We start from the raw sequence: 26,084 nt of genomic DNA on the forward strand, positions 1-26,084 counted from the left end.
GCCACCGGGGTCGCTCCCGCGCTCGATCGCGCCGCCCCGCCGCCCGTCCCCCCCCCCCGCGCCCCCGGGTCTACCCCCCGCCCTGGGGCCCCCCCGCCGGGCCCGGAGTGCTTCCAGCGCTCCGCCGCGCGTCAGCCGGTGATCATCGTCCTGCCTTCGATCGTCGTCCAGCCGCCCCAAGCGCCCGGGACCGGGTCGGCCTTGTAGGTGACGTGGTTCAGGGCGCCGTTCTGCCCGGTGGCGAAGAGGTCCAGCACGCCCGCCGTCGCGTTGAACGTCACGGTCGGGAAGCGGCCGGCGGTGAACTTCCAGTCCCCGACGGAGGTCCAGTCGCGCCACCGCTTGTCGTCGGGCTGCCACTCGGCGCGGGCGAGGACACCGTCACCGCCGACCACGAACAGCTTGAAACCGCCGGTGGCGGGGTCGAAGACCGCCGACGGCGAGCCCGCGAACTGCCGGCCGGGGATCTCGTACCAGCCGCTCCACCTCGTCATGCCCGGCGTGTAGTACGCGTGCGCGACGACCCCGCTGGTCCGGGTGGCGAAGACCTCCACGGTCTGGGTGACCGGGTTGTAGGCGGACGTGGGACTGCCGGAGAACGTCCAGCCGGAGTCCTGGGCGTACCAGTCGCGCCAGCCCTGGCCGTCCGACTTCCAGTAGGTCTGCTTGAGCACGCCGTTGTTGTTGATCGCGAACAGCTCGATGCCACCGGTGGAGGGGTTGTACACGGCGCTCGGGCTGCTCACGAACTCCCCGTTGCCGCGGAGGTCGGTCCAGCCGCTCCACCCCTTCGTGCCCTGGGTGTAGTACGAGTGCGCGACGAGCCCGGTGGTCCGGGTGGCGAAGACCTCCGCGGTCCTCGTCGCCGGGTTGTAGACGGCGGTGGGGCTGCCGGTGAACCTCGGGGCGCGGTCCTGGAAGTACCACTCGCGCCAGCCCTGGCCGTCCGGCATCCAGTAGGTCTGGGACAGCACGCCGTCCGTGCCGATCGCGAACAGCTCGGTGCCGCCGGTGGAGGGGTTGTACAGCGCGGTGGGAACGCTCGCGAACTCCCAGTCGCCGCCGACCTGCGCCCAGCCGCTCCAGGTCGTGCCGTCCGGGCTGGTGGAGAACACCACGTGGTGGTTGCTGTCGACGGCGAAGACCGTGGAGATCTTCCGGACCGGGTCGTAGACCGAGCTGCGGGCGGCCGGGTTGGCGGTGACGGTGTCCCACCAGCCGCCGCGGACCTGGTCGATCCACCCGCCGAGGTCGTCGACGCGGGAGGAGTACGCGCCGGTGCGGGTCTCGGTGGCCGGGACGCCCAGGCAGCCGCCCTGCCAGGAACGGGAGGCCACGGCCACCAGTTCGGCCCTGCCGTTGACCTGACGGATCGCCGGGGCGCCGGTGTCGCCCTTGCAGACCGCCGCGCCGCCGGTACCGGTGGTGCCGATGCCGGTCGGGCTCACGGTGTCGAGGCTGAACGCGCCGCTGTGCAGCTTGTTCGTGATCCACTCGGCCTTGGTCCGGCCGTACCCGGGCACCCGCAGCGTCTCCCCGGCGCTGGGGGCGGTGGTGGCGACCGCGATCGGGGCGATGTCGGTGACGGGCTTGGCCAGCCGGGCGAGGACCAGGTCACGGTCCTGGCGCGGGGCCAGCTCCACGACCTCCGTCACCGTGCCCGCGCCGGTGGTCAGGTCGGTGCGGCCGATGGTGGCGGTGGTCTTCCACTTGGGCGCGCCCGCCGCGAGGGCCTGCGGCTGCGCCGGGTCGTCGGAGAAGCAGGAGGCCGCGGTGGCCACCCAGTAGCGGTCCACCAGCACGCCGGTGCAGGCGCGCACGTTGTCGCCGATCACCAGGCGCGCGGTGTAGGCGTAGGTGCCGTCGGCGGCCGGGTCGCCGACCACGGCGACGGCCGGGGTGAAAGTGCTCAGCGTGCCGGCGGCAGCGGCCGCGACCAGCACGCCGGCCCGCCAGGAGCGGACCTGGGACTTGCGGGACATGAGGGATCTCCCTGGAACGTTCGAGAGGGACGGCACTCCGCGGGTGCGCGGGGTGCGGAGAGGCTTCACCGTCGACGGTGCGCCGACCCGGGACGGCCCGCCCCGCGGGTGGCGGGGCGGGCCGTCCCGGGTCTGCGGCGGGTCAGGGGGCGGAGGGGCCACCGTGGAAGCGGACCCAGCCCGGGCCCTGCGGGTCGACGGACCACAGGGTGTTGTTGACGTCCCGCACGTAGGTGACCAGGTGCTGGGTGGCCGGGTCGACGACGGTCTGCGGGACGGCGTCCGCGGCGAGCGCGGTGCCGGACGGGGTGAGGAGGAACTCGGTCCACGTACCGGTGGAGAAGTCCAGCGAGTTCAGCCGGTTGTTCGGCCCGTTGACGTACACCACGGTCCGGTTGCCGGTCTTGTCGGCGACCGCGACCGGGTCGGTGGCGGCCCGCACGCCCCAGTCGCGCCAGCCCGGGCCGAACGGGTCAACGGACCACAGGTGGTTCGCGGCGTCCCGGACGAACGTGGTGAAATGCCCGGTGGCCGGGTCGACCACGGTCGAGGGGACGGCGTCGGGGGCCAGGGCCGGCGGGACGAACTCGACCCGGCCGGCGCCGCGGCGGTCGATGGAGTTCAGCCGGTTGTCCGGCCCGTTGACGTGGACGACGATGTGGCCGTCGTTCGGGTTGACGATCGGGACGGGGTCGGTGGCGGCCAGGCCGCCGTAGTCGTACCAGCCCTCGCCCTGCGGGTCCACCGACCACAGGTGGTGGGCGGTGTCACGGACGAAGGTGACCAGGTGGTTGGTGGCCGGGTCGACGACGGTGCGCGGCACCGCGTCGGGGGCCAGCACCGTGCCGGACGGGGTCGGGACGAACTCGGTCCAGTGCTTGGTGGTGCGGTCGTAGGACCAGAGCTTGTGGTCCGGCCCGTTGACGTACACCATCACGTGGTTGGTGACCGGGTCGACGATCGCGGTGGGGCGGGTCGCGGCGTAGGGGCCCAGGTTGACCCAGCCCTCGGCCAGCGGGTCGACGGACCACAGGTTGTTCCTGTCGTCCTGGACGAAGGTCAGCCGGTGGCCGGTGGCGGGGTCGACCACGGTGAACGGCGAGGCCTTCACCACGGTCCCCGAGGGGGTCGAGTGGCGGACCTTGGTGATCCACATGCCGAGGTCGTCCACCCGGGTGGCGTACGCGCCTGTGCGGGTCTCGGCGGCGGGCACGCCCAGGCAGCCGCCCTGCCAGGACCGGGAGGCCACGGCGACCAGCTCGGCCCTGCCGTTGAGCTCGCGGACCACCGGAGCACCGGTGTCGCCCTTGCAGACCGCCGCACCGCCCGTCCCCGTGATACCGACGCCGGTCGCGCTCACCGTGTCGAGGCTGAACGCCCCGGTGTGCGCCTTGTCCGGGACCCATTCGGCCTTGGTGCGCCCGAAGCCGGACACCCGCAGCGACTGCCCGGCCGTCGGCGCGGCGGTGCCCACGTCCAGCGGCGTGACGCCGTCGACGGGCGTGCCGAGGCGGGCCATCACCAGGTCCCGGCCCTCGGCCTTCACCAGCTCGACCACCTGGGCCGACTTCGCGCCGACGGTGGCGGTGGTGTTCCACTTCGGCGCTCCGTCGGCGAGCGTCTGCGGCTGCGCCGGGTCGTCGGCGAAGCACGACGCCGCGCTGAGCAGCCAGTACTGGTCGATCAGCGCGCCGGTGCAGCCGCGCAGGTGGTCGCCGATGACGATCCGCGCGATGGTGGCGGAGGTGTTGTCGGCCGCCGCGTCGCCGGAGACGGCGCCGGCCGGGGCGAAGGTGGTCAGCGTGCCGGCGGCGGCGGCCGCCACGGCGGCCAGCACACCAGCCCGCCGGGAGCGGAACTGGGACTTGCGGGACATGCGGACTTTCCCTTCGAGTGGGCCTGCGGAGACCCGCGGGGGCGGTCGGTCTCGTGCCGACGGCCCCCGCGGGGCACGGGTGCGGGGCGGGTCAGCCGGTGGTGGCGGCGATGCCCTGGATGGCGCTGCTGTCGACCTTGTAGAAGGTGGTCCAGCTGCCGTCGGCCTTCTTGTCGGCGGTCCAGATCGCGTCGTCGGTGCCGATCGCGAACAGCCTGATGGTGTCGCCGATGGTGGTGGTGGCGACCTGCTTGGCGCCCAGAACGCCGGGCACCTGGTCGAAGGTGGTCCAGGGGCCGTTGGCGGTGCTGTCGGTGGTCCAGATCTGCTGGTCGCCGCCGACGGCGAACAGGCGCACCGTGCTGCCGACCGTGGTGGCGGCGATGTGCCGGATGGAGCTGCTGGCGATCTGCTCGAAGGTGGTCCACGTCCCGGCGGTGTAGTCGCCGGTGGTGGTCCAGATCTTGTCGTCGCCGCCGATCGCGAACAGGCGCACGGTGTTGCCGACGGCGGTGGCGGTCACCTGCTTGATGGAGCTGCTGGGCAGGGCCTCGAACCCGGTCCAGGTGCCGGTGGTGTCGTTGCCCGCGGCGGTGTAGATGCGCTGGTCGCCGCCGATCGCGTACAGCCGGACCGTGTCGCCCATGGCGACGGCGGTCACCTGCCGCATGCCGCTGTTGTTCGGCACGGGCTGGAGCGGGCTCCAGGTGCCGGTGGTGCTGTCCTTCGCGGCGGTCCAGATCCGCTGGTCGCCGCCGATCGTGAACAGGCGCACCTTGTCGCCCATGGTGACCGCGCTGACCTGACGCGTGCCGATGCTGTCCGGCACCGCGTCGAAGGTGCCCCACACGTTCGTGGTGTACGCGCCCTCGTTGGTCCAGATCTTGCTGTCCCCGCCGAGCGCGAACAGCTCGCTGGCCGGACGGGAGGCCTTCACCTGCTTGACCCAGGCGCCGAGGTCGTCGACCCGGGAGCTGTAGGCGCCGGTGCGGGTCTCGGCGGCGGGCACGCCCAGGCAGCCGCCCTGCCACGAGCGGGAGGCGACGGCGACCAGTTCGGCCTTTCCGTTGACCTCACGGATCGCCGGGGCGCCGGTGTCGCCCTTGCAGACCGCCGCGCCACCGGTACCGGTGATGCCGATGCCAGTCGCGGCCACGGTGTCGAGGCTGAAGACACCGGTGTGGAGCTTGGACGGCACCCACTCGTCCTTGGTCCGGCCGAAACCGGGAACACGCAGCGACTGCCCGGCCGTCGGAGCGGAGGTCGCCAGCGGCAGCACCGCCACACCGTCCACCGCCGTGGCCAGACGCGCCATCACCAGGTCACGATCCGTACGCGGCACCAACTCGGCCACCTGGGCCGACTTCGCGCCCACCGTCACGGTGGTCTTCCACTTCGGCGCACCCGCGGCGAGCGCCTGCGGCTGGGCGGGGTCGTCGGAGAAGCACGACGCGGCCGTGACCACCCAGTAGTGGTCGACCAGCGCACCGGTGCAGCCGCGCAGGTTGTCACCGATCACCAGCCGCGCGGTGGAGGCGTAGGAACCGTCGGCGGCCGTGTCGCCGACCACGGCACCGGCCGGAGTGAAGCTGCTCAGCGTGCCGGCGGCGGCGGCCGCGACCAGCACACCCGCCCGACGGGCGCGGACCTGGGACTTGCGGGACATCAGGAATTCCCCCCTGAGGAGTACGAGAAGTGGGTGCCCCGCCGGACCGGCGGCCGGATGGCGGCCGGCCCGGCGGGACGTGGTGCGGGCCGGGTCAGCCGGTGGTGGCGGCGGTGATCGCCTTCACCCCGAAGGCGCCCCCGGGGACCTCGACCCACGGCGTCCAGTTGCCGGCGTTGTAGTCGGCGTCGCGGGTGTAGACCTTGGTGTCCTCGTTGACGGCGACGAGGTGGACGACGTTGCCCTCGACGCTGCTGGAGATGGCCTTCAGGCGGTTCTCGCTGACCTTCTGCCACTGCGGGTCCCAGTGGCCGAGGTCGTAGTGGCCGTAGGTGGTGAACAGGTCGCCGGCGCCGCCGATGATCTGGAGGTCGACGGTGTTGCCGCGGGCGGCGGCGGTGATGCCCTGGACGCTGACGGCGCCGCCGGGGATCTCGCCCCACGGGGTCCAGCTGCCGTCGGGCCTGTTGTCACGGCCGTAGACGCGAAGGTCCTCGTTGATGGCGAAGACGTGGACGACGCCGTCCGCGGTGGTGGTGCTGGTGATGGACTTCAGGTTGTTGGTGCCGACCTGCTCCCAGTTTCCGCGCCAGCTGCTGGCGGCGTAGTCGACGCTGGTGCTGTAGAGGGAGCCGTCGGAGCCGATGATCTGGAGGCTGACGGTGTTGCCGCGGACCGCGGCGGTGACGCCCTGGGCACCGCCGGCGCCGCCGGGGACCTCGCCCCACGGGGTCCACACGCCACCGACCTTGCCGTCGTGGGTGTAGACCTTGCCGTCGGAGCCGACGGCATAGACGTGCACGGTGTCGCCGATGGCGACGCTGTCCACGGCGGTCAGCGAGACGGTGCTGACGGGCGACCAGGAGCCGAGCCAGCCGCCGGCCCTGGAGTCGTCGACGGTGTTCCACATCCTGTTGTTGATGTCGATGATCTGCAGCTGCAGGCCGGCCTTGACCTCCGCCGTGCGGGAGCGCAGGCCCTTCACCCAGTCGCCGAGGTCGTCGACCCGGGAGCTGAACGCGCCGGTGCGGGTCTCGGTGGCCGGAGTGCCCAGGCAGCCGCCCTGCCACGAGCGGGAGGCGACGGCGACCAGCTCGGCCTTGCCGTTGACCTCACGGATCGCCGGGGCACCGGTGTCGCCCTTGCAGACCGCCGCACCACCGGTACCGGTGGTACCGATGCCCGTCGCGGCCACGGAGTCGAGGCTGAAGACACCCGAGTGGAGCTTGCCCGGCACCCACTCGTCCTTGGTCCGGCCGAAACCGGGAACTCGCAGCGACTGCCCGGCCGTCGGCGCGGAGGTCGCCAGCGCCAGCGGAGCGACACCGTCCACCGCCGTGGCCAGACGCGCCATCACCAGGTCACGATCCGTACGCGGCACCAACTCGGCCACCTGGGCCGACTTCGCGCCCACCGTCACGGTGGTGGTCCACTTCGGCGCGCCGGCCACCAGGGCCTGCGGCTGCGCCGGGTCGTCGGAGAAGCACGACGCGGCGGTGAGCACCCAGTAGCGGTCCACCAGCGTGCCGGTGCAGCCGCGCAGGTGGTCACCGATCACCAGCCGCGCGGTGGAGGCGTAGGAACCGTCGGCAGCCGCGTCACCGGGGACGGCAACGGCCGGAGTGAAGCTGCTCAACGTGCCGGCGGCAGCGGCCGCAACCAGCACTCCCGCCCGACGGGAGCGGGACGAGGTCCTGTGGAGCATTCTCGTTGTCCTTCAGTCGGTTGGATGGATAGGGCGTCCGGCTCAGCCGGTGACGCGCAGTTCGACCAGGGTGGTCGGGGCCTGGCCCAGGCCCTCGCCGATGGCCTTGAAGCCGTCCTTGGGCACGTCCACGCTCTGGGAAGCGCCCGCGGCGGTGAGCCCCACCCGCACGGAACGGCCCGAGGTCTGCACGAAGTACACGTCCGGCAGCTCAAGCGTCAGGAAGCCGCTCGTGGCGGTGGACGTGAAGCAGATCCTGTTGTCGGGGTTGCCAGGCGCGCGGGTCCACAGCTGGATCTGCGTGGGCTTGGAGCAGTCGCCCAGCAGGATGCTGCTGTCGCCGCGTACCAGCTTGACCTTGCTGATGCCGGCTGCGCCGGGGTAGGAGAAGTCCTCGACGGCCGGCGGCATGGCGGCCTCGGCGGTCGGAGGTGGCGGAGGAGTGGTGTCCGCGGTGGCGAGCGCGGAGCCGCCCACAGCGGCGGCCACGGCCGCGACGGCGGCGACGAACCAGCGCACACCGGAGGTCCGACCTTCGCTGCGCGTGGTACCTGGACGGTTGCGAGACAAGGAAGGCTCCGAGGGACCAGGAGGAATGGACGGCATCCGGGTCAGCCGGTGACACGCAGTTCGAGCAGCGTGGTCGGCACCCGGTTGGTGCTACTGCCCATGCCGATGCTCGCGCCGTCATTCTTGGCGATCTCAACGGTGCGAGACACGCCCTCAGCCGTGACCTTGGCGCTGACCGGGTGCTGCTCGGCCCTGATGTGGATCACGTTGGGGACCTCCACCGCGAGGTAACCGGTGTTGGCCGTGGCACGGAAGCAGATCTGGTTGCCCTTGTCGGCCGGCAGCTCCATGCTGATCACCCGGATCTGCGCATCGACGTTGCAGTCGGCCAGCAGGATGTGACCGTCGCCGCGCAGCAGGTTCACGTTGGGAAACGGCGAGGGGCCAGGGTAGTTGAAGTCCTCGACGGCCGGCGGCGCCGACGAGTTGTCGGCAGGCGCGACGTCCGCGCTAGCCAGCGCCGAAGCCGTGAGGGTGGCGCTCGCCGCGACAGCACCGGCAGCAATCCACCTGATTATGCGAGGGTTCACGGGTATTCCTCTCGATGGGCGTTCAAGGGTCTTCCACCGGTCCGACGGGCGGGCGGCAACCCTCTGGAAGGGCGCAGGAAAGGGCCGCCGATGTTCGTCGGAGAAACGAAGTCGACAGCCCTGGCCTGTGATGACAATGCGAAGGCAAATAGTAGGCCATGGGACGGCCGTGCAACGCTCTCGATGACAACGATTTGACAAGTCGACCCACACGGAGATGTTTTGACTGCTTGACATCCCACACGCACGGAATGTCTGTTTTGACTGACTCTTCATCAATGTGGCATACCGCTATATCCATGGCAGCCTGACGGCACGACCGGGTCACCTGCCAAAAGGTTGCCCGCACCGGCGACGCCCGGTATACGCTCCACTGCGCCAGATATCGACCGGCGGATCTCAATGGAGGGTTCTCGTGCGAAGTTTTGACGTTCGTTCACGCGGCGGAGGGAGGCGCGCAATACTCTCGCTACGTACACTGTGCGTCCGGCTGCTGCCCTTGACACTCATGACAGGCTTGCTCAGCACCGGTGTGCCCGCCCTCGCGGTGGATCCGTCCGGAGGTCCCGCGGTGCCGGAGAGCGAGCGCAGCCGCGCGGTCGCCGCCTGGCTCTCCGGCGGCCCGACCGTCCAAAAGCTCGCCGAGACAGCACTCATCGGCTCCGACCAGGACGTCCGGCGCTTCCTCGACACCGAGCTGGCGAACGCCCGCCGTTCCGACCAACTCCTCGACGTCGCCCAGATCTTCGACCTCGGTGGACCGAAGGTCAGGGAGACCGCGGGCAAGGCCATCGTGGGCACCCCCGCCGAGCTGGACACCTACCTGACCAGCGGCTGGCAGCCGGCCCTGGAGACCGACCAGCGGGTCTGGACCGCCCGGACCATCGACGGCGCGGGCCCGGGCGTCAAGGCCGCGGGCGAGGCTGCCCTCAAGGGCACGATCGATGACGTCAAGGCCTTCCTGACAGACGGCCAGTACCAGGCCCGCGACGCCGACGACCGGGTCAAGCTGGTCCAGATCCTCAGCGCCGGCGGGCCCAACACCCAGGCCGCCGCCAGGAACGCGCTCAACGGGTCCATCGAGGACGTCCGCGAGTTCCTGACGGTTGGACAGTACGTCGCCCAGAACCGCGACTTGGAGCGGGCTAGCATCGCCCAGCTCGCCCAGCAGGCCAGAACGGCCAGCGACCAGGCGGTGGTCGAGTCCAAGGCCGCCGTCGAGGCCTCCAACAAGGCCGTGGAGACCGCCCGCCTGGCCCAGGAGGACGCGGCCAGGGCGGCCCAGGAGACCGTGGCCGCCGGGAACGACACCGTCAAGGCCGGCCTCGCCGCCGACAAGGCGGCCAGCGCCGCCACCCGCGCCGGCAACGCCGCGCAGACGGCCATCGCCGCCGCCAGGTCGGCCAACGGGTCCGCCCGGACCGCCGCCTACGCCGCCTCGCAGGCCGCCGCTGCCGCCTCCGCCGCGTCGCAGGCCGCCGCCCGGGCCCGCAGCGCCGCCGCGGACGCGGCCGGCGACGCGAGCAAGGCGTCCGCCGCCCGCCAGGCCGCGGAGGCCGCGGACGCCGCGGCCAAGATCGCCGCGGAGTCCCAGAAGTCCCTGGAGCAGGCCAACAAGGCCTCCGAGGACAGCAAGACCGCGGCCGGGGCCGCGCTCAGCGCCAGGGGCAACGCCGACCTCGCCGCGGGATCTGCCGACCAGGCCGGTGACGCCGCAGGCCGTGCCGGAGCCCAGTCCGCCAAGGCCAAGCGCGCGGCCGAGGCCACCCGCCGCCAGGCCGCCGAGGCCGGCCGTGCCGCCGCCGCTTCCCAGGCCCTGGCCGGCGAGGCCGCGCAGGCCGCCAACGACGCCAAGACGCTCCTCACCTCCGCCGCAGGCCACGCCGCGGCTGCCGCCCAGGCCGCCCGGGACGCCGCCGACCACGCCGGTCAGAGCGCCACCGCCGCGCAGGACTCCGTCAACCACGCGAGCGCCGCCGCGGGCTTCGCGCAGGAGTCCAAGGACGCGGTCGACAAGGCCAACCAGGTCCAGGAGCTGGCCCGCCGCACCGAGGCCGAGGACCTCAAGAACCGCACCGCCGCCGCGCTCGAGGTGGCAAAGACCGAGCGGATCGCCGAGGCCGACAAGCAGACCGAGGTCGACCAGGCCCGTCAGGAGGTCCAGAAGGCAGGGGCCGAGGCCACCCGCCTCGCCCAGCTCGCGGCCCAGCCCGGCGCCACGCCAGATCAGGTCGCGACGGACGGGCGCAAGCTCGCCCTGCTCTCGCGCAAGATCTCCGGCCCCTGGGGCGCCGCCGCCGCCGAGGCCGCCCTCGCGGGCTCGAACGTCGCCGTGCTCTCCTACGTCAAGACCGGCCGTGCCAAGGCCGCCGAGCAGGACGACCGCGCGCAGACCGACGACCTGTACTGGAACTCCGAGAACACCGCGGTCCGGGCCGCCGCCTTCGACGCAATCAGCGCCGGTAGTGCCGCCGTCACCACGTTCGTGGCCACCGGTCAGTACCAGGCCGCGGCTCCCGACAACCGCCTCCGGATCGCCCGGATCACCGACACCGCCGGCCCGGCCGTCAAGGCCGCCGGCCTCGCCGCACTGAAGACCAACACCCCCGAGGCACTGCGGGACTTCCTGGACAAGGGGTACTCCGACGCCCAGAGCGCCGATGACCGCCTGACCACCGCCCAGCTCGCGGACTCCGCGGGCGACGAGCGGAAGGCCGCCGCCAACATCGCCCTCGAAGGACCGGCGGCCAAGCTGCGCGCCTTCGTCGCCGAGGGCCAGTACAGCGCCCAGCGCAAGGACCAGTTGGCGGCCGTGCACGTCGCCGACGTCACCTCACTGATCGCCCAGGCCGCCGCCGCCTCGGCCCGCGCACAGCAGGTCGCCGCCCAGGCCCAGAGCGCTGCCGCCACCGCCGTCGGTGCCGCAGAGCAGGCCAAGGGCTTCGCCGCCACCGCCCAGCAGGCGGCCACCACCGCGGCGGACTACGTCACCAACGCCCAGGCCTCCGCCGACCGGGCCCAGGCCGCCGCCGATTCGGCCGCCAAGGCCTCCCAGGCCGCCAAGGCCGCGGAGGGCTCGGCCCGGCGGGACGCGGCGAGGGCCTCCTACTCGGCCAAGCAGGCCGCCGGGTCCGCGCGGGCGGCCCAGATGGACGCGGAGAGCGCGTACGGCGCCGCAGCCTCGGCGCGGGCCTCGGCGGAGGCCGCGGGCAAGGACGCCACCGCCGCCCAAGCCGCTGCCGACGACGCCTTCGGTGCCTACCAGGGCAAGTACGAGGCGGAGCAGAAGGCCGCCGCCGAAGCCGTCGAGAAGGCCAAGCGCGAGGCCGCCGAGGCCGAGCGGACGGCCAAGGAACAGAAGGAGACGCAGCAGAAGCAGGACGCCGTCAAGGCGATCGAAGAGGAGATCAAGAAGCAGAAGGAGAAGAACGACGAGGCGAACTCCCTCTACCGCATCATCTCCGAGGGCATCCACTTCACCCTGGACGTCATCGGAGGAGTCGGCGGAATCTTCGCGCCCGGCCTGGCCGACATCGCCGACCTGATCAACTGCGCGTACTACGCCGTCGAAGGCAATATGAAGGACGCGACCACCTCGTGCATCGGTGCCATCCCCATCGCGGGTGACGCAGCCCTGGTCGCCAAGTTCGTCCAGTGGACGAAGAAGTTCGGGTCCTGGGGCGAGAAGGCCGTCGAGTTCATCCAGAAGCTGTTCAAGCGGCTCCCGGACTCGTGCCCGTTGCCGAACAGCTTCCCCGCGGGCACCCGGGTCCTCATGGGCGACGGCAGCAGCCGGCCCATCGAGACGATCAGGCCCGGGGACACTGTCCTCGCCGCCGACCCGGGCACGGCACTGCCGCAGCCCCGACGGGTCGAAGACGTCATCTACACTCCGGACGACCGGGACTTCACCCGCCTCACCCTCGTCGGCGGCGGTTCGCTCACCAGCACGGACCATCACCCCTTCTGGTCGGACGACCGCAAGGACTGGGTCGACGCCGGCGACCTGAAGGCCGGGGACGCACTGCGGACGCCGTCCGGCCAGGCCGTGCGCGTCGAGAGTGTCGCGGACCTCAGCACCCTGCAGCCCGCCTACAACCTGACGGTCCAGAACCTGCACACGTACTTCGTCGTGGCGGGGAACATCCCGGTCCTGGTCCACAACGCCGGGAAGCAGCCGTTCAAGCTCTGTGGCGCGGACGCCAAGGCGCTCGACGACTGGTACGGAACCAACATGACCCTCATGGAGACCGCGGAGCACCACCTGGGCAAGCACGGCAAGGGCCGCACCTTCGCCGAGTACACCGCGGAAGCCAAGAAGCTCTTCGCGGATCCGAAGGCTCCCCGCACCGATGAACGCCTCGCGAACGGGGAGATGGGCGTTAGGATCGACGGCGGCCTCATGGGAGGCACGGGAGTCTTCACGAAGGACGGAAAGATTGTCACCTGGTGGGACTGACGACCCGGGCTTCCTGGCCGCGTACACCGAGTTTCGCGACCACCCTTTCCCGGGCTATCCGAAGAGCCTGAAATTCATCGACGCGGGCTTCGAGCTCCTGCGACTGGACACCCACATCGCGGGAATCGCGGTCAGCGTGTTCAAGGGCCGGACCCGGGCCCGGGACGTCCCGGAACTCGGGGACCTTGCCGAGGATCTCGCCAGACTTGACGGTCTGCTCGATTCGGTGACGGTGGAGAACGATCAGGACGCGGTCACCGTCAGCGAATTCCGTGACTATGGGCGGCTGTTGGCGAGGCTGGTCCGGGAACTCCGGAAGGCGGCCGCCGGGTAGCTTCTTCAGCTCCCGCCCGCTGCGGCAGTACGTCGGCCCCCTCCGAATCCGGAGGGGGCCGACGTGCGTCGGGAGCGCGGCCCAGGGCCTCAGCTGCACAGGGCGGCGTCGACCGCGTCGGCCACGCGCTGCTTGACCTCGGGTGACGGGGTGGTGGTCACCGCGACGTCGGCGGCGCGGCCGTCCTCGGTGGCGCCGCCGCGGGTGACGTAGCCCGGAATGGAGCCGCCGTGGCCCCAGTACAGGCCGCCGCAGGACAGCGGGCGGCCGGCGATGCCCAGTCCGTACCGGGCGCCCGGGCCCATGTACTCGGCGGGGACGGTGGTGCGCATCTGGGCGAGCTGCGCCGGGGGCAGCAGTTCGCCGCTGAGGAGGGCGAGGAAGAAGCGGTTGAGGTCGGTGTTGGTGGAGACCAGCGCTCCGGCGGTCCAGGCCCAGGAGGGGTCCTCCTCGGTGACGTCCAGCGGGGCACTGCCGGGCTGTTCGGTGAGGTAGCCGTGCGGGTGGCGCTCGTGGACGGACATGTCGCCCTGGGCCGGGAAGTAGGTGTGGCGCAGGCCGATGCGGTCGATCACGCGTCGGGTGATCTCCTCGCCGGCGGGTCGGCCGGTGACCTTCTGGATGATCAGGCCGGCCACCACGTACCCGGTGTTGCTGTACTTCCAGCCGGTGCCGGGGGCGAAGTCGGGGGCCTGGCCGAGCGCGAGGTCGAGCAGCTCGCGCGGCTCGTAGTACCGGGTGGCCTCCTGGTCGCCGAGCAGCGCGGTGTACTCGGGCAGGCCGCTGGTGTGCTGGAGGATCTGACGGACGGTGATGATCCGTCCGTCGGCGGGGGCACGGCCGGCCGTGCCGCGGACGACCCCGGGCAGGTAGGTGTCGAGGGGGGCGTCCAGGTCGACCTTGCCCTCGGCCACGAGCTGCAGGACGACGGTGGCGGTGAACGCCTTGGTGTTGCTGCCGACCCGGATCTGGCCGTCGACGGGCACCCGCGCTCCGGTCGTGAGGTCGCCGACCCCGGCGGTGAGGTTCCGGGTCCGGCCGTCGCGGTCGCGGACGGCGGCCAGTGCGCCCGGCACGCCGTCCTGGGCGACGAGCGCGTCGAGGCGCTGCTGGACGGGGTTCGGGCGGGCCGGCGCGGCGTGGGCGGACGCCGGGAGGGCGGCCGTGCCGAGGGCGGACGTGCCGAGTGCGACGGCGATGGCGACGGCTGACGCGCCGAGGCCGGGCGGGCGGGTCCGGCTGCGGCTGCAGGTGCGGTGCTGGGCGGGCGGGTTCACGAGGCTTCTCCTCTCGCGGCCGCGGCCTCCGCCGGAAGTCCCGGGTGCGGTTCGGGCGGCGTGCCGGCCGTGGTCCCGTCCAGGGCATCACGCGCAGCCCGGGGCGGTCGTCGGTGCGCAGGAGGAGAGACGGCCGGGAGCCTGCTTCCGACGGCGTATCAGCATCCCTGAGGGAACCCCGAGGAGGCTTCCGGTGACACCCGCCCGCCCGGCGTCGGCGTCAGCAGCCGATGGAGCGCATGGTGACGCTGGTGAAGTGGGTGCCCGAGGGGGCGTAGAGGGTGATGGCGCGGGACTTGCCCTTGCCGCCGGCCCAGTCGCTGTCGACGCGGCCGCCGTTGGAGAGGTTGCCGCGCACGTAGGGACAGCGGCCGTCCGCCTTGGTGTCGTGCACCGTGCCGACGACCTTGGTGTTGTTGTTGCACCACTTGCCGTTCGCGTAGCCCTCGCCGGAGCTGATGCTCCAGTTCTGGGTGCACGAGTCGGCGGGCGGCGCGGCGTGGGCGCCGGTGGCCGGGAGGAGCAGGGCGGCGAGGGTCAGAGCGGCGACGGCGGCTCCGGGGACGGCGAGACGGCGCTTGGACATGGCGGTACCTCCACACGGGTGCACGGTGGACATCCGGGCCGGGGCGTCGGGCGGCGCGAGGTCGCGGCGTGCGGCCCCGCGGTACGGCCGACGGCCCGTCCTCGGCGGTCCGACGAGCGTGACGTAGTCGAACGACCGTCGTCAACGGCGGAGTCGGGCGCGGGCGACGGCCGACCGCCCCGGGGGCACCGGGCCGGTACGGGCGACCCAAGGGGTACGTCCCGCACCATGGGGGTGGGGTCGCCGGCCCGGATCGGTGTACGAATCCAGTGCGGGGGTTCGGCCGCGGCGGGGGCGGGGAACAGCCTCCTCCCCCGCCCTCAGACCCGGTCCTCCCGCTGCGCGCGGTGGGCGGCGACGCGGACGCGGGTGGCGCAGCGCGGGGTGCAGTAGCGCTGCGGGGTGCGGCGGCCGGTGTCGATGAAGAAGCGTTCGCAGCCCGGGGCGGCGCAGCGGCCCCAGGCGCAGCCGCCGCGTTCGCCGAGCCACAGGCCGAGGGCGAGGGCGGCGGTGGAGAGCAGCCAGTGGGTGAGGCCGGCGTCGGCGGGGGCGCGGGTGTGCAGGGACCAGGGCCGGCCGGGGAGGCGGACCAGGCGGGGGCTGGCCGGGTGGCGGTCGAGCAGGGCGTTGATCAGTTCGGCCGCCCGGTCCGGGTCGTCCGTGTCGAGGACGGCGATCACCTCGGCGGTGGCCTCGCGCAGTTCGCGGGCGTCGGCGTCGGTGAGCCGGAAGGGCGGGCCGCCGTGGCGCTCCAGGAGGGCCTGGAGTTCGGCGGCGCCCGCGCCGGGGTCCTCGCGGACGGTGTTCGCGAGCTCGGTGAGGAAGTGGAGACCGCGGGGGTTGCCGGCGTCGGTGCCCTGGGTCTTGGGCTCGGACTCGGACTTGGGTTCGGACTCGGGCTGGGGCTGAGGCCTGCGCTGGGGCGGGGAGTCGGACCGGGCCATGGGTCGCCTAGGAATCTCGGAGGGGTTGCCGTCCGGACCATGGTAACTTCAAAAACTTCCATTAGGCGTTACCGAGGAGTGGTGGCATGCAATTCCCGGAGACCACGTCCGTGCTCGTCGTCGGCGCCGGCCCGGTCGGCCTGACCCTGTCCGTCCTGCTGTCCGGCCACGGCGTGCCGCACCTGCTCGTCGAGGCGCACCCCGGCACCTCGCGCCACCCCAAGGCCCGCGGGGTGTCGGCCCGTTCGATGGAGGTCTTCCGGCGGTGCGGCCTGGAGGAGGAGATCCGGCGGGCCGGACTCCCGGCCTCCCAGGTGTTCTTCTACCGGGGCCGCGACCTGGTCGACCCGGACTTCGTCCGCACCGGCCTGGCCGGCGGCCCGGCGGAGAGCGCCGAGCGCACCCCTTCCCCGGGGCTGATCTGCCCGCAGGACGCCCTGGAGGCCGTGCTGCTGCGGCGCGCCCGCCGACTCGCCCCGGGCGGCGTCCGGTTCGCCACCCGCCTGCTCTCCTTCACCCAACGGGACGGAGAGGTCCACGCCCTGCTGGAGGACCGGGACTCCGGCGAGCGCCGCACCGTGCGCGCCGACCGGCTGGTCGGCTGCGACGGCGCGTCGAGCACCGTCCGCGAGGCGGCCGGGATCGCGATGACGGGGCCGACCGGCCTCGGCCACTACCTGAGCGTCCGCTTCGAGGCGCCGCTCGGCGAGGTCGTCGCCGACCGCGCCAGCGCATCGTACTTCCTCACCGAACCGGGCCGCGGCGGCTTCCTCGCCGTCGACAACGACCGGCAGTGGATCTACCAGTACCCGTACGATCCCGAACGCGAGGACGCCGCCGCCCTGTCGGCCGACCACCGGGCGCTCGCCGGCCTGGTCCGGGACGCCGCCGGGCTGCCCGAGCTCGCGGTCACCGTCCAGGACACCATGACCTGGCGGATGGACGCCCGCCTCGCCGACACCTACCGAAGCGCGCGGGTGCTGCTCGCGGGCGACGCCGCCCATGTGGTGCCGCCGACCGGCGGGCACGGCATGAACACCGGCATCGGCGACGCGGACAACCTCGCCTGGAAGCTCGCGGCGGTCACCGCCGGGACGGCCGGCGAGGCACTGCTGGACACCTACGAGGCCGAACGCCGCCCGGTGGCCCGGCAGGTCGTCGACATCTCGCTCGCCAACTCCCGCGCCCGGGCCGGCTACCGGATCGACGACGAACTGCTGCTCACCGCCGCCTACCGCTCGACCGCGGTCCTCACCGACCCGGCCGACCCCGCGCTCCCGCCCCTGGACCCCGGCCTCTCCGGCCTCGAACACCCCGACGGCACACCCGGCACCCGCCTGCCCCACCTGCGGTTCGCCGGCCCGCCCGGGGCCGCGTCCACCCTGGACCTGGTCGGGCCGGGCTTCACCCTCCTCACGGCCACCGGGGACACCGCCTGGCGGCGACAGGCGGCCACCGCCGCGGCGGCAGGACTGCCGGTCACCGTGCACGCACTGCCGGCACCCGACCGGTCCGGGGCCGCCGGCCTCCCGCCCACCGGCGCCGTCCTCGTCCGCCCGGACGGCCACATCGCCTGGCGGGCACGGCAAGCTCCCGCCGAGGACGGGCGGCTGCTCACCGTCCTGCGACGGGTGCTGTCCGCTTCGGACATCGGAATCTCCGAACCGGCCATTTCCTGATGGTCCGTCATAACAGTTCGGCCGCACAGGGAAACAGCGCGCCCTGCCCCGCCGCCCTGCCCGTTCCGTTCCCGCTCCGACCCCGCCCCGGACCTCCATGCGGGGTGAAGTACGCCTGGGGGATGGGGACTTCGAGCGCACCCCGACCCCGGGGAGGATGCCGGGCAGCACCTCCGGTGGATGCCGCGGCCGGAGGCCCACCGGCAGACTCGGCAAGAGGGGCGGCGACGCGCCCCCGACAGGGGAGGGAAGCAGACATGACGCCACATCCGCGCACATCGAGGGCCGGCATCCGCTCGGCCGCCGCACTCCTGGCCGCCACCGCGCTGCTCGGCGCCGGCGCCACGACGGGCTTTGCCGCGCCCTCCGCCGGGCCCCCGGTCGTGTTCCAACCCGCCGACGAGGAGGGGGAGTTCCTTCCAGACGGTGCCGAGTCCACCGCGCTGCGCACCACCTTGCGGGGCATCGTCGACGGCGGCTCCTCGGCCGCCGTCGGCGAGGTTCGTCAGGACGGGCGGACCGTGTGGCGCGGGCGCGCCGGGGTGGCCGACCCGGTCACCGGAGCGGCGGTGCCCGCGCAAGCCCGGTTCAGGATCGGCAGCGTCACCAAGACCTTCGTCGCCACCGTCGTGCTCCAGCTCTCCGCCGAGCGGCGCATCGCCCTGGACGACCCGGTCGACGCCCGCCTTCCTGGCGCGGTGCCGAACGGCGCGGCCATCACCGTCCGCCAACTGCTCAACCACACCAGCGGGTTGTACAACTACACCGATGCTCCCGGCATGGATCCCCAGGACGAGGACCAGTACCGCAGCTGGCTGGCCGGACCGCGCTGGCACACCTACCGGCCTGCCGACCTGCTCGCGCTCGCCAACGGCCGTGCCCCGTACTTCCCGCCGGGGCAGGGCTGGCACTACTCCAACACCAACTACCTGCTCGCCGGCCTGCTCATCGAGAAGGTCACCGGCCGCTCCTGGCAGCGGGAGGTCGAGCAGCGGATCATCCGGCCACTGGGACTGCGCGACACCACCATGCCCGGCCTGTCGCCGCGGCTGCCCGGCCCCCACGCCCACGGCTACGTGAAGCTCTCGACCGGACCGGTGGACGTCACCGAGCTCAACCCGTCCGTCATGGGCGCCGCCGGGCAGGGCATCTCCAGCGCCGCCGACCTCAACCGGTTCATCGCCGCCCTCCTGGACGGCCGGCTGCTGCGCCCCGCCGAACTCGCCGAGATGACCAGGACGGCGGACGCCGGACCGGGACGCGGCTACGGGCTGGGGCTGGCCCGCTTCGACACCCCGTGCGGGGTGTTCTGGGGCCACAGCGGAGACCTCCCCGGCTACTCGACGATGGCCGCCGGCACGGCCGACGGCCGACGCCAACTCGCGCTCTCCCACAACCCGTTCGACCGCTCCGACCCGCGCGCCGCCAAGACCGCCGTCACGGCCTTCCTCACCACGGCCGCCTGCGGGACCGCCCCCGGGCGGTGATCCGCGGCCCGGGCGCGGCAACCAGGGCGCCGGCGGGCCGGGGCGCGGCAACCAGGGTGCGGCGGCCGGGGATCAGCGCCCGGGGGTGACGACCATGCGGAAGCGGGCCCGGCCGCCGGCCATCCTGGCCACCGCAGCCGCGGTCTCCTCCAGCGGCACCTCCTCGATCCACGCCCGCACGCCGGTGCGGGCGGCGAAACGCAGGGTGTCCTCGGTGTCGACGGCCGTGCCCGAGGAGTGGCCGTAGACCCTCCGGTCCCCGGTGATCAGCTGCAGCGGGCTGATCGAGAGGGCGTCGGCGGAGACGCCGACGACGACGAGCTCGCCGCGCCGACCGAGCCCGTCGACGACGGCGGACATGGCGTCGGCGTTGGTGACCGTGGACAGGACCACCTTCGCGTCGCCGAGCGACCGCAGGGCCCCGGCGACGTCGCCGGCGGTGCTGTCGATGTAGTGCTCGGCGCCGAGCTCGTGCGCCAGCGGCTCCTTCTCCGCACCGCGTGCGACGGCCACCGTACGGAAGCCCATCGCGCGGGCGAACTGCACCCCCAGATGGCCGAGCCCGCCCAGGCCCAGGACCGCGACCGTGTCGCCGGGCCCGGCGGCGGAGCGGCGCAGGGCGTTGAAGACGGTGATCCCGGCGCAGGCCAGCGGGGCCGCCTCGGCGGCGGTCAGCCCGTCGGGGATCGCGGCCAGGGCCATGGCCGGGACGACGACACTGTCGGCGTAACCCCCGGGGTAGGCCGCCCCGGGGACCTGCAGCTCGGGGCAGTGGATGCCGTCACCCGAACGGCAGGCGTCACAACGGCCGCAGCTGCCGCCGTACCAGCCGACGGCGACCCGGTCACCGACCTTCCAGCCCTCCACCCCCTCGCCGAGGGCGTCGACGCGGCCCGCGATCTCATGACCGGGGGTGACCGGGAACGTCGTGCCCGGCAGGGCGCCACCGGCGATCAGGAGGTCGGAGTGGCAGACGCCGCACGCCTCGACGGCGACGCGCACCGCCCCGCGCCCCGGTTCGCGGACCGGCACCTCGGACAGTTCGGGCGCCGCCCCCGGGGCTGCGACCAGCACGGCGCGCTGCAGGCCGTCGGAGGAGGTGGACGAGGTGGCAGCCATGGTGGGGAACCCTTCCGTACGGAGTCGAAGGCCGGATGTCGGATGTCGGACGCCGGAGGCCGGAGGCCAACGGCAGGCGGCAGGCGGCAGGCGGCAGGCGGCGGGCGTCACCCGCGCCCCGGCGCTCCCACCAGCTTCGTCCCTCCGCCGCCGTTTGTCCGCGCACGCCCGCCGCACCGACTCCCGGGCCCGGCGGGCGTCATCGGGCGAACGGCCGCACCGTCGGTGCCCCGGCGGCGAGAATGTGGTCCGCGTCCCGCTGGGAACGGTCCCGACCCCGAGGAAGGCTTGTGATGACGCAGAGCGCACCCGACTTCGCCGAGCTGCTGAGGGGCGCCACGCGCTCCGCCGTGCACCTGGAGATGCGCGACACCTACTCGGTCGGCGAGGAGGTCGAGCCCTTCGACCGCTTCAGGAGGACCGGCGAGGTGGACAACGACCCGAACACATCGTTCTGGCCGGCGTGGATCCCCCTAATGGAGGACGCGGTCTCCCGGGGTGTCGTCCTGCGCCGCGCCCGGATCGTCTCGGAGCCGGTGACCGACTGCATCAGGTACGAGCACGCCGTCACCCCCGTCAACCTCGCGGCCGGCGAACAGGTCCGGTGGCTGCCCCGGAGCCGGGCATCGACCATCGCCCTCCCGGGCAACGACTTCTGGCTGATCGACCGGCGACTGGTGCTCTTCCACTGGTTCACGGGCGACGGCGACTGGGCGGGCCACGCCTTCACGGAGGACCGGGCCGCGGTGGACCTCTGCTCCGCGGCCTTCGAGGCCGTCTGGGCGGCGGGCGTCCCCCACGAGAAGTTCACCGTCGAGTAGTCCACCATCGAGAGGTTCACCGTCCGACGCCATGGGCACCGGACGCCTGCCGCGCCTCTCTCCGAGGCACGGCGGGCGAGGCGCGGCAGGCGAGGCGCGCGGTTCTCAGTGCCGGTGGTGGTTGTCGGGTTGGGCGGGGTCGCCGGGGTGTTCCAGGCCTTCGACCAGGGTGAGGCGGCGGGCGCGTGCGTGGTCGAGCCAGCGGACGAAGGCGGCGCGGCGGGCGGCGGCGCGAAGGACGGGGGCGGAGTCGGGGGGCTCCGGGGGCGGGGTCACGGTGAGCAGGGCGGCTTTCCAGGGGCCGGCGGTGACCCATGTGCCGGGCGGGGCGGTGCGGAGGGCTTCGGCGAGGGCGGTCGGGAGGGTGTCCGGGTCGGCCTCCAGTTCGCCGTCGGGGAGGGCGAGGTGCCAGCGCTCCGCCGGTGGGCGGGTGGTCATGGTGCGGTAGTGGGCGATGTCGGCGGGTGCGGGTTCGACGTCGGCGGTGACGGCCGCGTAGACGGCGCGGACGGCCGGGTTGCCCTCGAAGGCGGCCGCCGTGATGGAGCCGAGTTCGACGGCGGCCTGCTGGTCGAGGCGGGCGGGGCCGTCGGGGCCGTCGGGGGCCACGGGCAGCCGGCGTTCGGCGGCGACCGCCTCGCACAGCGCCTCGGTCAGCAGGACCTGGGCGGCCCACCGGGTGAGCTGGCGGTCCTCCGAACTGCCGGGCTGCGGCAGGGCGGTGGCGCGCGGGCCGTTCCGCAGGGCGGCGAGGCGGTGGTCGAGCGCCGTCCGCGGGAGCGGGCGTCCGTCGAGCAGGCCGAGCGTGGTCATGCCTCCACCACCAGGGCGACGGTCGGGGCGTACTGGCAGCGGCCGAACCACATGACCTTGGCGAGGGCCCAGTACGCGCCCGGGTCGGTGGATTCGGGGACGGCGACGGGGAAGTCGACGGTCGTGGCGGTTCCGGCCGGGGCGGTGAAGCCGCGGACGGGGTCGGCGATGGCCTCCCAGGTGCCCCACGGGGAGACGAGCTGGAGTTCTCCGCGGATCTCGCCGCGCGTGCGGTTGGTGAGGACGAGGGAGAGCGTGGCCCGGCCGCCGGGGGCCACGCGCAGGGTCTCGGTGGAGACTTCGACGTCCAGCCCGGTGTCGCGGCCGGTGGTGGCCTTGGTGCCCTGGGCGATCGTCCAGTCCTCGGGAGTGTCGCCGGGGACGGGGAGCAGGTCGGGCAGCTCGCCGACGGCGATGGTCACCACGTCCTCGATCCGCTGGCCGTCGTGCTCGATGCGGACGGCGGCGAAGTACAGCCCGGGCTCGGCCCCGGCCGGCGGGGTGACGGTGACCGGGAAGCGCAGGTGTCCGCCGGCCTCCAGTCGGTACGGGCGGCTGCCGAGGCCGGTCGTCCAGCCCTCGGGCGGCAGCACGACGGCCGTGCCCTCAACGGCGGCATCGCGGAGCTGGGAGGAGAGCGCGACCGACAGCGTCACCGGCTCCCCCGCCGTTCGCAGCAGCCCGGGCGAGGCGCCGACCGACACCGGCAGGTAGCCGAGCGGGGCCGGGCCCCGGTTGTGGAGCCAGTAGCGGGCGTGGACGGGCTGGGCGGGCTCCGCGGTCGGGCCGAGGTCCGTCGCGGCCGCCGGGGCGGTGACGGCCGGGGTCGCGAGCAGGGTGGCGATCTGCGAACCGGCGAGGTCGAGAGCGGAGTCGCCGGAGGGAAGCGGTCGTTCCAGCAGGTCCGCGGCCCGGATCTCGCCCAGGCCGAGCGCGCCGACGAGCCGCGCCGTGCGCCCGAGGCCGGTGGATTCGACGAGCCGGACGGTCAGTTCGCGCCCGAGTGGCGACGTCGAGCCGTGCGCGATCGGGTTGCCGGCCGGTTTGAGCGTCCCGAGCAGCACCTCGCGCTGCGGCTCGACCCGCAGCCAGGACAGGGTGGCGGGCAGCGGCCCGTCCTGCGCCGGGGCGAGCCGGGCGTACAGCGGGTGGTTGAACTCCTGGCCCTGGGCGGGCAGTGTCCGGTCCCGCCAGTCGCCGTCCCCTCCCACCAGTGCATAGCTGAACTCATGGGTCCAGTGCTGGAGTTGGAATGACGTGCCGTCGGGCAGGGTGCGCCGGGGCGGGTCGATCCAGACTCCCGAGGGCCAGCCGGTGCAGGAGCGCATCAGCGACAGGTGCAGGGCGCCGGTGGTGTCGACGGCGAAGCCGGGCAGCCCGAAGCTCAACAACGCGACGGTGCGGTCGACCAGTTGCTCCTGGACCGGGGACGGGCAGACGGCGGTGATCCGGGCGTCGGCCAGGTCGTCGACCAGCGCCGCCACGTCGGAGACGACGAGCGCCGGCAGCGCCCGCAGGTCGCGCAGGTCGGCGTCCGGCCGCCAGACCTCGGCGAGCGGGGTCACGGCGGGCACCCACACCGCGCCGTGCGCCTTCAGGGCGGCGGCGTACTCCTCCCCCGCCAGCGAGATCAACTCCCGCGCCGCATCGTTGACTTCGGGCCCACCGACGACGATCCGGAAGTCCGGCAGATTGGAGTCCACCTCCAGCCAGCCGTACCGCGCCCAGTCCGCCCCCGAGGTGGTGGCGGTGACCCCGACCCGGGCGAGCGCGACCACCAGCGGACGGGCGTCGGCGGCGTCGTCCAGCGCGGGGACGACGACCTCTGCCACCCCGAGGGCGCGCGATCCGGCCGCCGCACCCAGTGCGTCGGTGAGGTCGACGCGCGCGGTGGCGCCGAGCCCGAACCAGGTGTTGGCGGGGTTGTCCAGGGTCCACGGCGCCTCCGCCGAGTCCACGTCCGGCATCGCGAAGCCGCGCCCGACGACGGCGCCCGCGACCTCGCTGACCGGCAGGCCGCCGGGGACGTCCACCGGGAAGCGCAGCCGCAGCAGCCGGTCGGCGCCGGAGTGGTCCACCACCCGGGTACGGCAGTCCACCCGGTCGAGGCCGCGCCAGAGCGTGACGGTCTGCTCGTACCGGACGGAGTCGACCGTGCCCTCGATCACGAGGCGCTCGCCGAGCGGCCCGGTCTCCCGGCGGACGGACGCCTCGCCGTCGCCCGAACCGACGACCGGACCGCTGGGCACCAGGTGCCAGGGGCCCTCGCCGAAGTCGGGGTGCTGCGGGTACTCCTCGTACACCCGCAGCTCGTTGCCGATCCGGCCCTCCTGGATCAACTCCCTTCGGTTCGGCAGGTCGTGGACCGAGGTGAGCCCGCCACCGCGCGCCGGGTCGGCGGTGACGCGGTACCGGTCGCCCTCGATCACGAAGCCGTCGGCCGCCGTCCACGGCTGCTCCGCCACGCCCTCCACCAGTCGCCAGGTGCGCCAGCCGAGCGCGGGCACCTCGGCGGCCAGGAAGCGCAGCGTCCCCCGGTCGACGGCGCTCGGCACGGGCTCGCCCCGGTCGTCGAGCACTCGCACCGACCGCATGCCGTCCGGCAGTTCGACCGTGACGAGGTCGGTCCGGTCGAAGGAGAGCGTGTTGGTCACCACGATCGCCGAGCCCGCGCTCGCCGTGGGTCCCGCGCCCGTGGCGGGTCCCGCCCCCGCCGTGCAGATCCGCCCCGCGAGGGCGTCCAGAGCCGCGTCGCGTACGCCGGACGCCAGGTCGTACGCCTCCCGCCAGCCACCGAGCAGGTCCAGGTACACCTGGTCGGACTCGGAGCCGGTGATCGCGTCGTGGTGGGCGCCGTAGGCGAGTTGGCGCCAGACCTTGTCGAGCGCGGCGGCCGGGTAGCGGCCGAGGCCGTGCACGGAGGCGAGCGTGGCGAGCTTCTCCGCGTCCACGGCCGCGACCTCGCCGGCTCGCTGGGCCTGCTTGGTGTCGATGTAGGAGACGTCCTTGCCGGTGTACACCGGGTTCATGTCGCGGGTCTGCGGGCTGGGCCGCCGACCGGTGGCCGCCAGCTCGGCGCGGACGGCGTCGAGGAAGTCGCGCGGGACGGCGCAGACGAACCGGGGCCAGAGGTACTTGGCGGCCCAGGAGCGGTGGATCTCGGTGACCCACTTGTTCGGCGGGGTGTAGTCCGTTCCCACCGGCAGCAGCAGGTTCTTCGTCGCCCCGACGGGCTTGAGCTTGCGGTACAGCTCGTAGACGGCCTGTTCGGCGGTGGCGAGGTCCGGGGAGGAGTCCATCCACCAGCCGGCCGAGTAGTGGTGCGGCATGTAATGGGTGAGCACGCCCTCGCCGCCGGGGGCGATCCACTCGAACTCGCTCGGGAACTGCATCACCCGGGCGTCGTCCTTGGCCTCCCGGAAGTTCTTCTGGATCGGGCCCCACTGGTGGAAGGGGCCGCGCGCCCAGGCGCTGCCGGTGAGGCCGGCCGCGGCGAGATGGCCGGGGAACTGCGGGTCGTGCCCGAACACGTCGAGCTGCCAGGCGGTCCGCGGGTCGCCGCCGAGGATGTCACGCTGGTAGCCGATGCCGTGGACGATGTTGCGGATGGTGGTCTCCGCGCCGGTGAGGTTGGTGTTCGGCTCGTTGTAGGTGCCGCCGACGAGTTCGACCTGGCCGCGTTCCAGCAGCAGCCGCAGGGTCTCGCGGCGCTCCGGGTGCTGGTCGAAGTACGGCTTCAGGTAGTCGACTTCGGCGAGCACGAACTTGTACACCGGGTCCCGCAGGGCGAGGTCCAGGTGGGCGTCGACGAGGGCGAAGCCGTTGCGCTCCCACAGCGGCCGGGTGGTGGCGTCGGCGGAGAGCAGTTCCCACGGGGAGGTGTAGGCGGCCTGGGTGTTCCACCAGACCGGGTCGTAGTGGAAGTGCGAGACCAGGAACATCGTCCAGCCGGGCTCGGCGACCTCGACCACGGACTCGACGACGGCGTCCGAGGCCCGCACGGTGACGGGCAGCCGGTCGCCCGGCGAGGCCCCGCCGATCTCCAGCGGGACCTCGACCGACCCCGTGCCGGTCGCCTCGCCGCGGACGCCCGGGCCGCTGACCGTGATCCGGGCGGCCGGGCCCTCCAACGTCACCCGCAGCACTTGGCGCGGGGCGTCCTCGGGGCCGACGAACAGATCGGTGCTCTCGACGGCGGTGATGGTGACCGGCACGGGGGTGCTTCCTTTCCTCGGA

At 73.3% G+C, this 26,084-nt stretch carries 17 protein-coding genes; 5 read left to right on the forward strand and 12 right to left on the reverse strand.

Features of this window, described 5'->3' with window-relative positions; translation table 11 throughout:
- Positions 1 to 131: 131 nt before the first annotated feature.
- The 6 genes from ACFVUY_RS09520 to ACFVUY_RS09545 form a co-directional block, all read right to left on the reverse strand.
- Positions 132 to 1,982, reverse strand: coding sequence for a trypsin-like serine protease (locus ACFVUY_RS09520; protein ID WP_387728587.1), 1,851 nt, complete (start codon positions 1,980 to 1,982; stop codon positions 132 to 134).
- Between the two features lie 142 nt (positions 1,983 to 2,124).
- A complete protein-coding gene (locus ACFVUY_RS09525) occupies positions 2,125 to 3,858 on the reverse strand; it encodes a trypsin-like serine protease (RefSeq protein WP_387728589.1) in 1,734 nt (577 codons plus the stop codon).
- A gap of 91 nt (positions 3,859 to 3,949) precedes the next feature.
- Positions 3,950 to 5,524 (reverse strand): trypsin-like serine protease, encoded by a 1,575-nt coding sequence (locus tag ACFVUY_RS09530; protein ID WP_387728592.1) that lies wholly within the window; start codon positions 5,522 to 5,524, stop codon positions 3,950 to 3,952.
- A gap of 94 nt (positions 5,525 to 5,618) precedes the next feature.
- Positions 5,619 to 7,229 carry a trypsin-like serine protease gene (locus ACFVUY_RS09535; RefSeq protein ID WP_387728594.1) on the reverse strand — a complete coding sequence of 537 codons (1,611 nt, stop codon included), beginning with the start codon at positions 7,227 to 7,229 and terminating at the stop codon, positions 5,619 to 5,621.
- 42 nt (positions 7,230 to 7,271) lie between these two features.
- Positions 7,272 to 7,748 (reverse strand): hypothetical protein, encoded by a 477-nt coding sequence (locus ACFVUY_RS09540; RefSeq protein WP_387686654.1) that lies wholly within the window; start codon positions 7,746 to 7,748, stop codon positions 7,272 to 7,274.
- Between the two features lie 92 nt (positions 7,749 to 7,840).
- A complete protein-coding gene (locus ACFVUY_RS09545; protein ID WP_387686657.1) occupies positions 7,841 to 8,329 on the reverse strand; it encodes a hypothetical protein in 489 nt (162 codons plus the stop codon).
- Between the two features lie 508 nt (positions 8,330 to 8,837).
- On the opposite strand from ACFVUY_RS09545, the gene ACFVUY_RS09550 reads away from it, so the two are divergent.
- Together ACFVUY_RS09550 and ACFVUY_RS09555 are read left to right on the forward strand one after the other, a co-directional pair.
- Positions 8,838 to 12,788: a polymorphic toxin-type HINT domain-containing protein gene (locus ACFVUY_RS09550; protein WP_387686660.1), complete on the forward strand. Its 3,951-nt coding sequence runs from the start codon at positions 8,838 to 8,840 to the stop codon at positions 12,786 to 12,788.
- Positions 12,769 to 13,122: a hypothetical protein gene (locus ACFVUY_RS09555; protein ID WP_387686663.1), complete on the forward strand. Its 354-nt coding sequence runs from the start codon at positions 12,769 to 12,771 to the stop codon at positions 13,120 to 13,122. The genes ACFVUY_RS09550 and ACFVUY_RS09555 overlap by 20 nt, the downstream gene beginning before the upstream one ends.
- 89 nt (positions 13,123 to 13,211) lie before the next feature.
- Here ACFVUY_RS09555 and ACFVUY_RS09560 read toward each other — a convergent pair whose 3' ends face one another.
- From ACFVUY_RS09560 to ACFVUY_RS09570, 3 genes are all read right to left on the reverse strand, one after another.
- Complete coding sequence (locus ACFVUY_RS09560; RefSeq protein ID WP_387728596.1) at positions 13,212 to 14,399, reverse strand: serine hydrolase domain-containing protein; 1,188 nt, start codon at positions 14,397 to 14,399, stop codon at positions 13,212 to 13,214.
- Positions 14,400 to 14,619: 220 nt separating this feature from the next.
- Positions 14,620 to 14,985, reverse strand: coding sequence for a hypothetical protein (locus tag ACFVUY_RS09565; RefSeq protein ID WP_387728599.1), 366 nt, complete (start codon positions 14,983 to 14,985; stop codon positions 14,620 to 14,622).
- A 320-nt stretch (positions 14,986 to 15,305) separates the two neighbouring features.
- Positions 15,306 to 15,929 (reverse strand): CGNR zinc finger domain-containing protein, encoded by a 624-nt coding sequence (locus ACFVUY_RS09570; RefSeq protein ID WP_387728602.1) that lies wholly within the window; start codon positions 15,927 to 15,929, stop codon positions 15,306 to 15,308.
- Positions 15,930 to 16,015: 86 nt separating this feature from the next.
- On the opposite strand from ACFVUY_RS09570, the gene ACFVUY_RS09575 reads away from it, so the two are divergent.
- Both ACFVUY_RS09575 and ACFVUY_RS09580 read left to right on the forward strand, forming a co-directional pair.
- A complete protein-coding gene (locus tag ACFVUY_RS09575; RefSeq protein ID WP_387728605.1) occupies positions 16,016 to 17,608 on the forward strand; it encodes an FAD-dependent monooxygenase in 1,593 nt (530 codons plus the stop codon).
- Positions 17,609 to 17,865: 257 nt separating this feature from the next.
- Positions 17,866 to 19,095 (forward strand): serine hydrolase domain-containing protein, encoded by a 1,230-nt coding sequence (locus ACFVUY_RS09580; RefSeq protein WP_387728608.1) that lies wholly within the window; start codon positions 17,866 to 17,868, stop codon positions 19,093 to 19,095.
- A gap of 72 nt (positions 19,096 to 19,167) precedes the next feature.
- On the opposite strand, the gene ACFVUY_RS09585 is transcribed toward ACFVUY_RS09580, so the two are convergent.
- Positions 19,168 to 20,214, reverse strand: coding sequence for an alcohol dehydrogenase catalytic domain-containing protein (locus ACFVUY_RS09585; protein ID WP_387728609.1), 1,047 nt, complete (start codon positions 20,212 to 20,214; stop codon positions 19,168 to 19,170).
- A gap of 293 nt (positions 20,215 to 20,507) precedes the next feature.
- Here ACFVUY_RS09585 and ACFVUY_RS09590 point away from each other — a divergent pair, with 293 nt between their 5' ends.
- A complete protein-coding gene (locus ACFVUY_RS09590; protein WP_387728611.1) occupies positions 20,508 to 21,035 on the forward strand; it encodes a DUF6879 family protein in 528 nt (175 codons plus the stop codon).
- Positions 21,036 to 21,140: 105 nt separating this feature from the next.
- Here ACFVUY_RS09590 and ACFVUY_RS09595 read toward each other — a convergent pair whose 3' ends face one another.
- Together ACFVUY_RS09595 and ACFVUY_RS09600 are read right to left on the reverse strand one after the other, a co-directional pair.
- On the reverse strand, positions 21,141 to 21,848 hold the full coding sequence (locus ACFVUY_RS09595) for a hypothetical protein (RefSeq protein WP_387728613.1): 708 nt from the start codon (positions 21,846 to 21,848) through the stop codon (positions 21,141 to 21,143).
- The gene (locus tag ACFVUY_RS09600) at positions 21,845 to 26,062 is read right to left on the reverse strand and encodes an NEW3 domain-containing protein (RefSeq protein WP_387728615.1); all 4,218 of its coding nucleotides are present in this window, start codon (positions 26,060 to 26,062) and stop codon (positions 21,845 to 21,847) included. The genes ACFVUY_RS09595 and ACFVUY_RS09600 overlap by 4 nt, the downstream gene beginning before the upstream one ends.
- Positions 26,063 to 26,084: the final 22 nt, after the last annotated feature.

The organism is Kitasatospora sp. NPDC058063, assembly GCF_042885395.1.
Classification (GTDB): domain Bacteria; phylum Actinomycetota; class Actinomycetes; order Streptomycetales; family Streptomycetaceae; genus Kitasatospora; species Kitasatospora lactacystinica.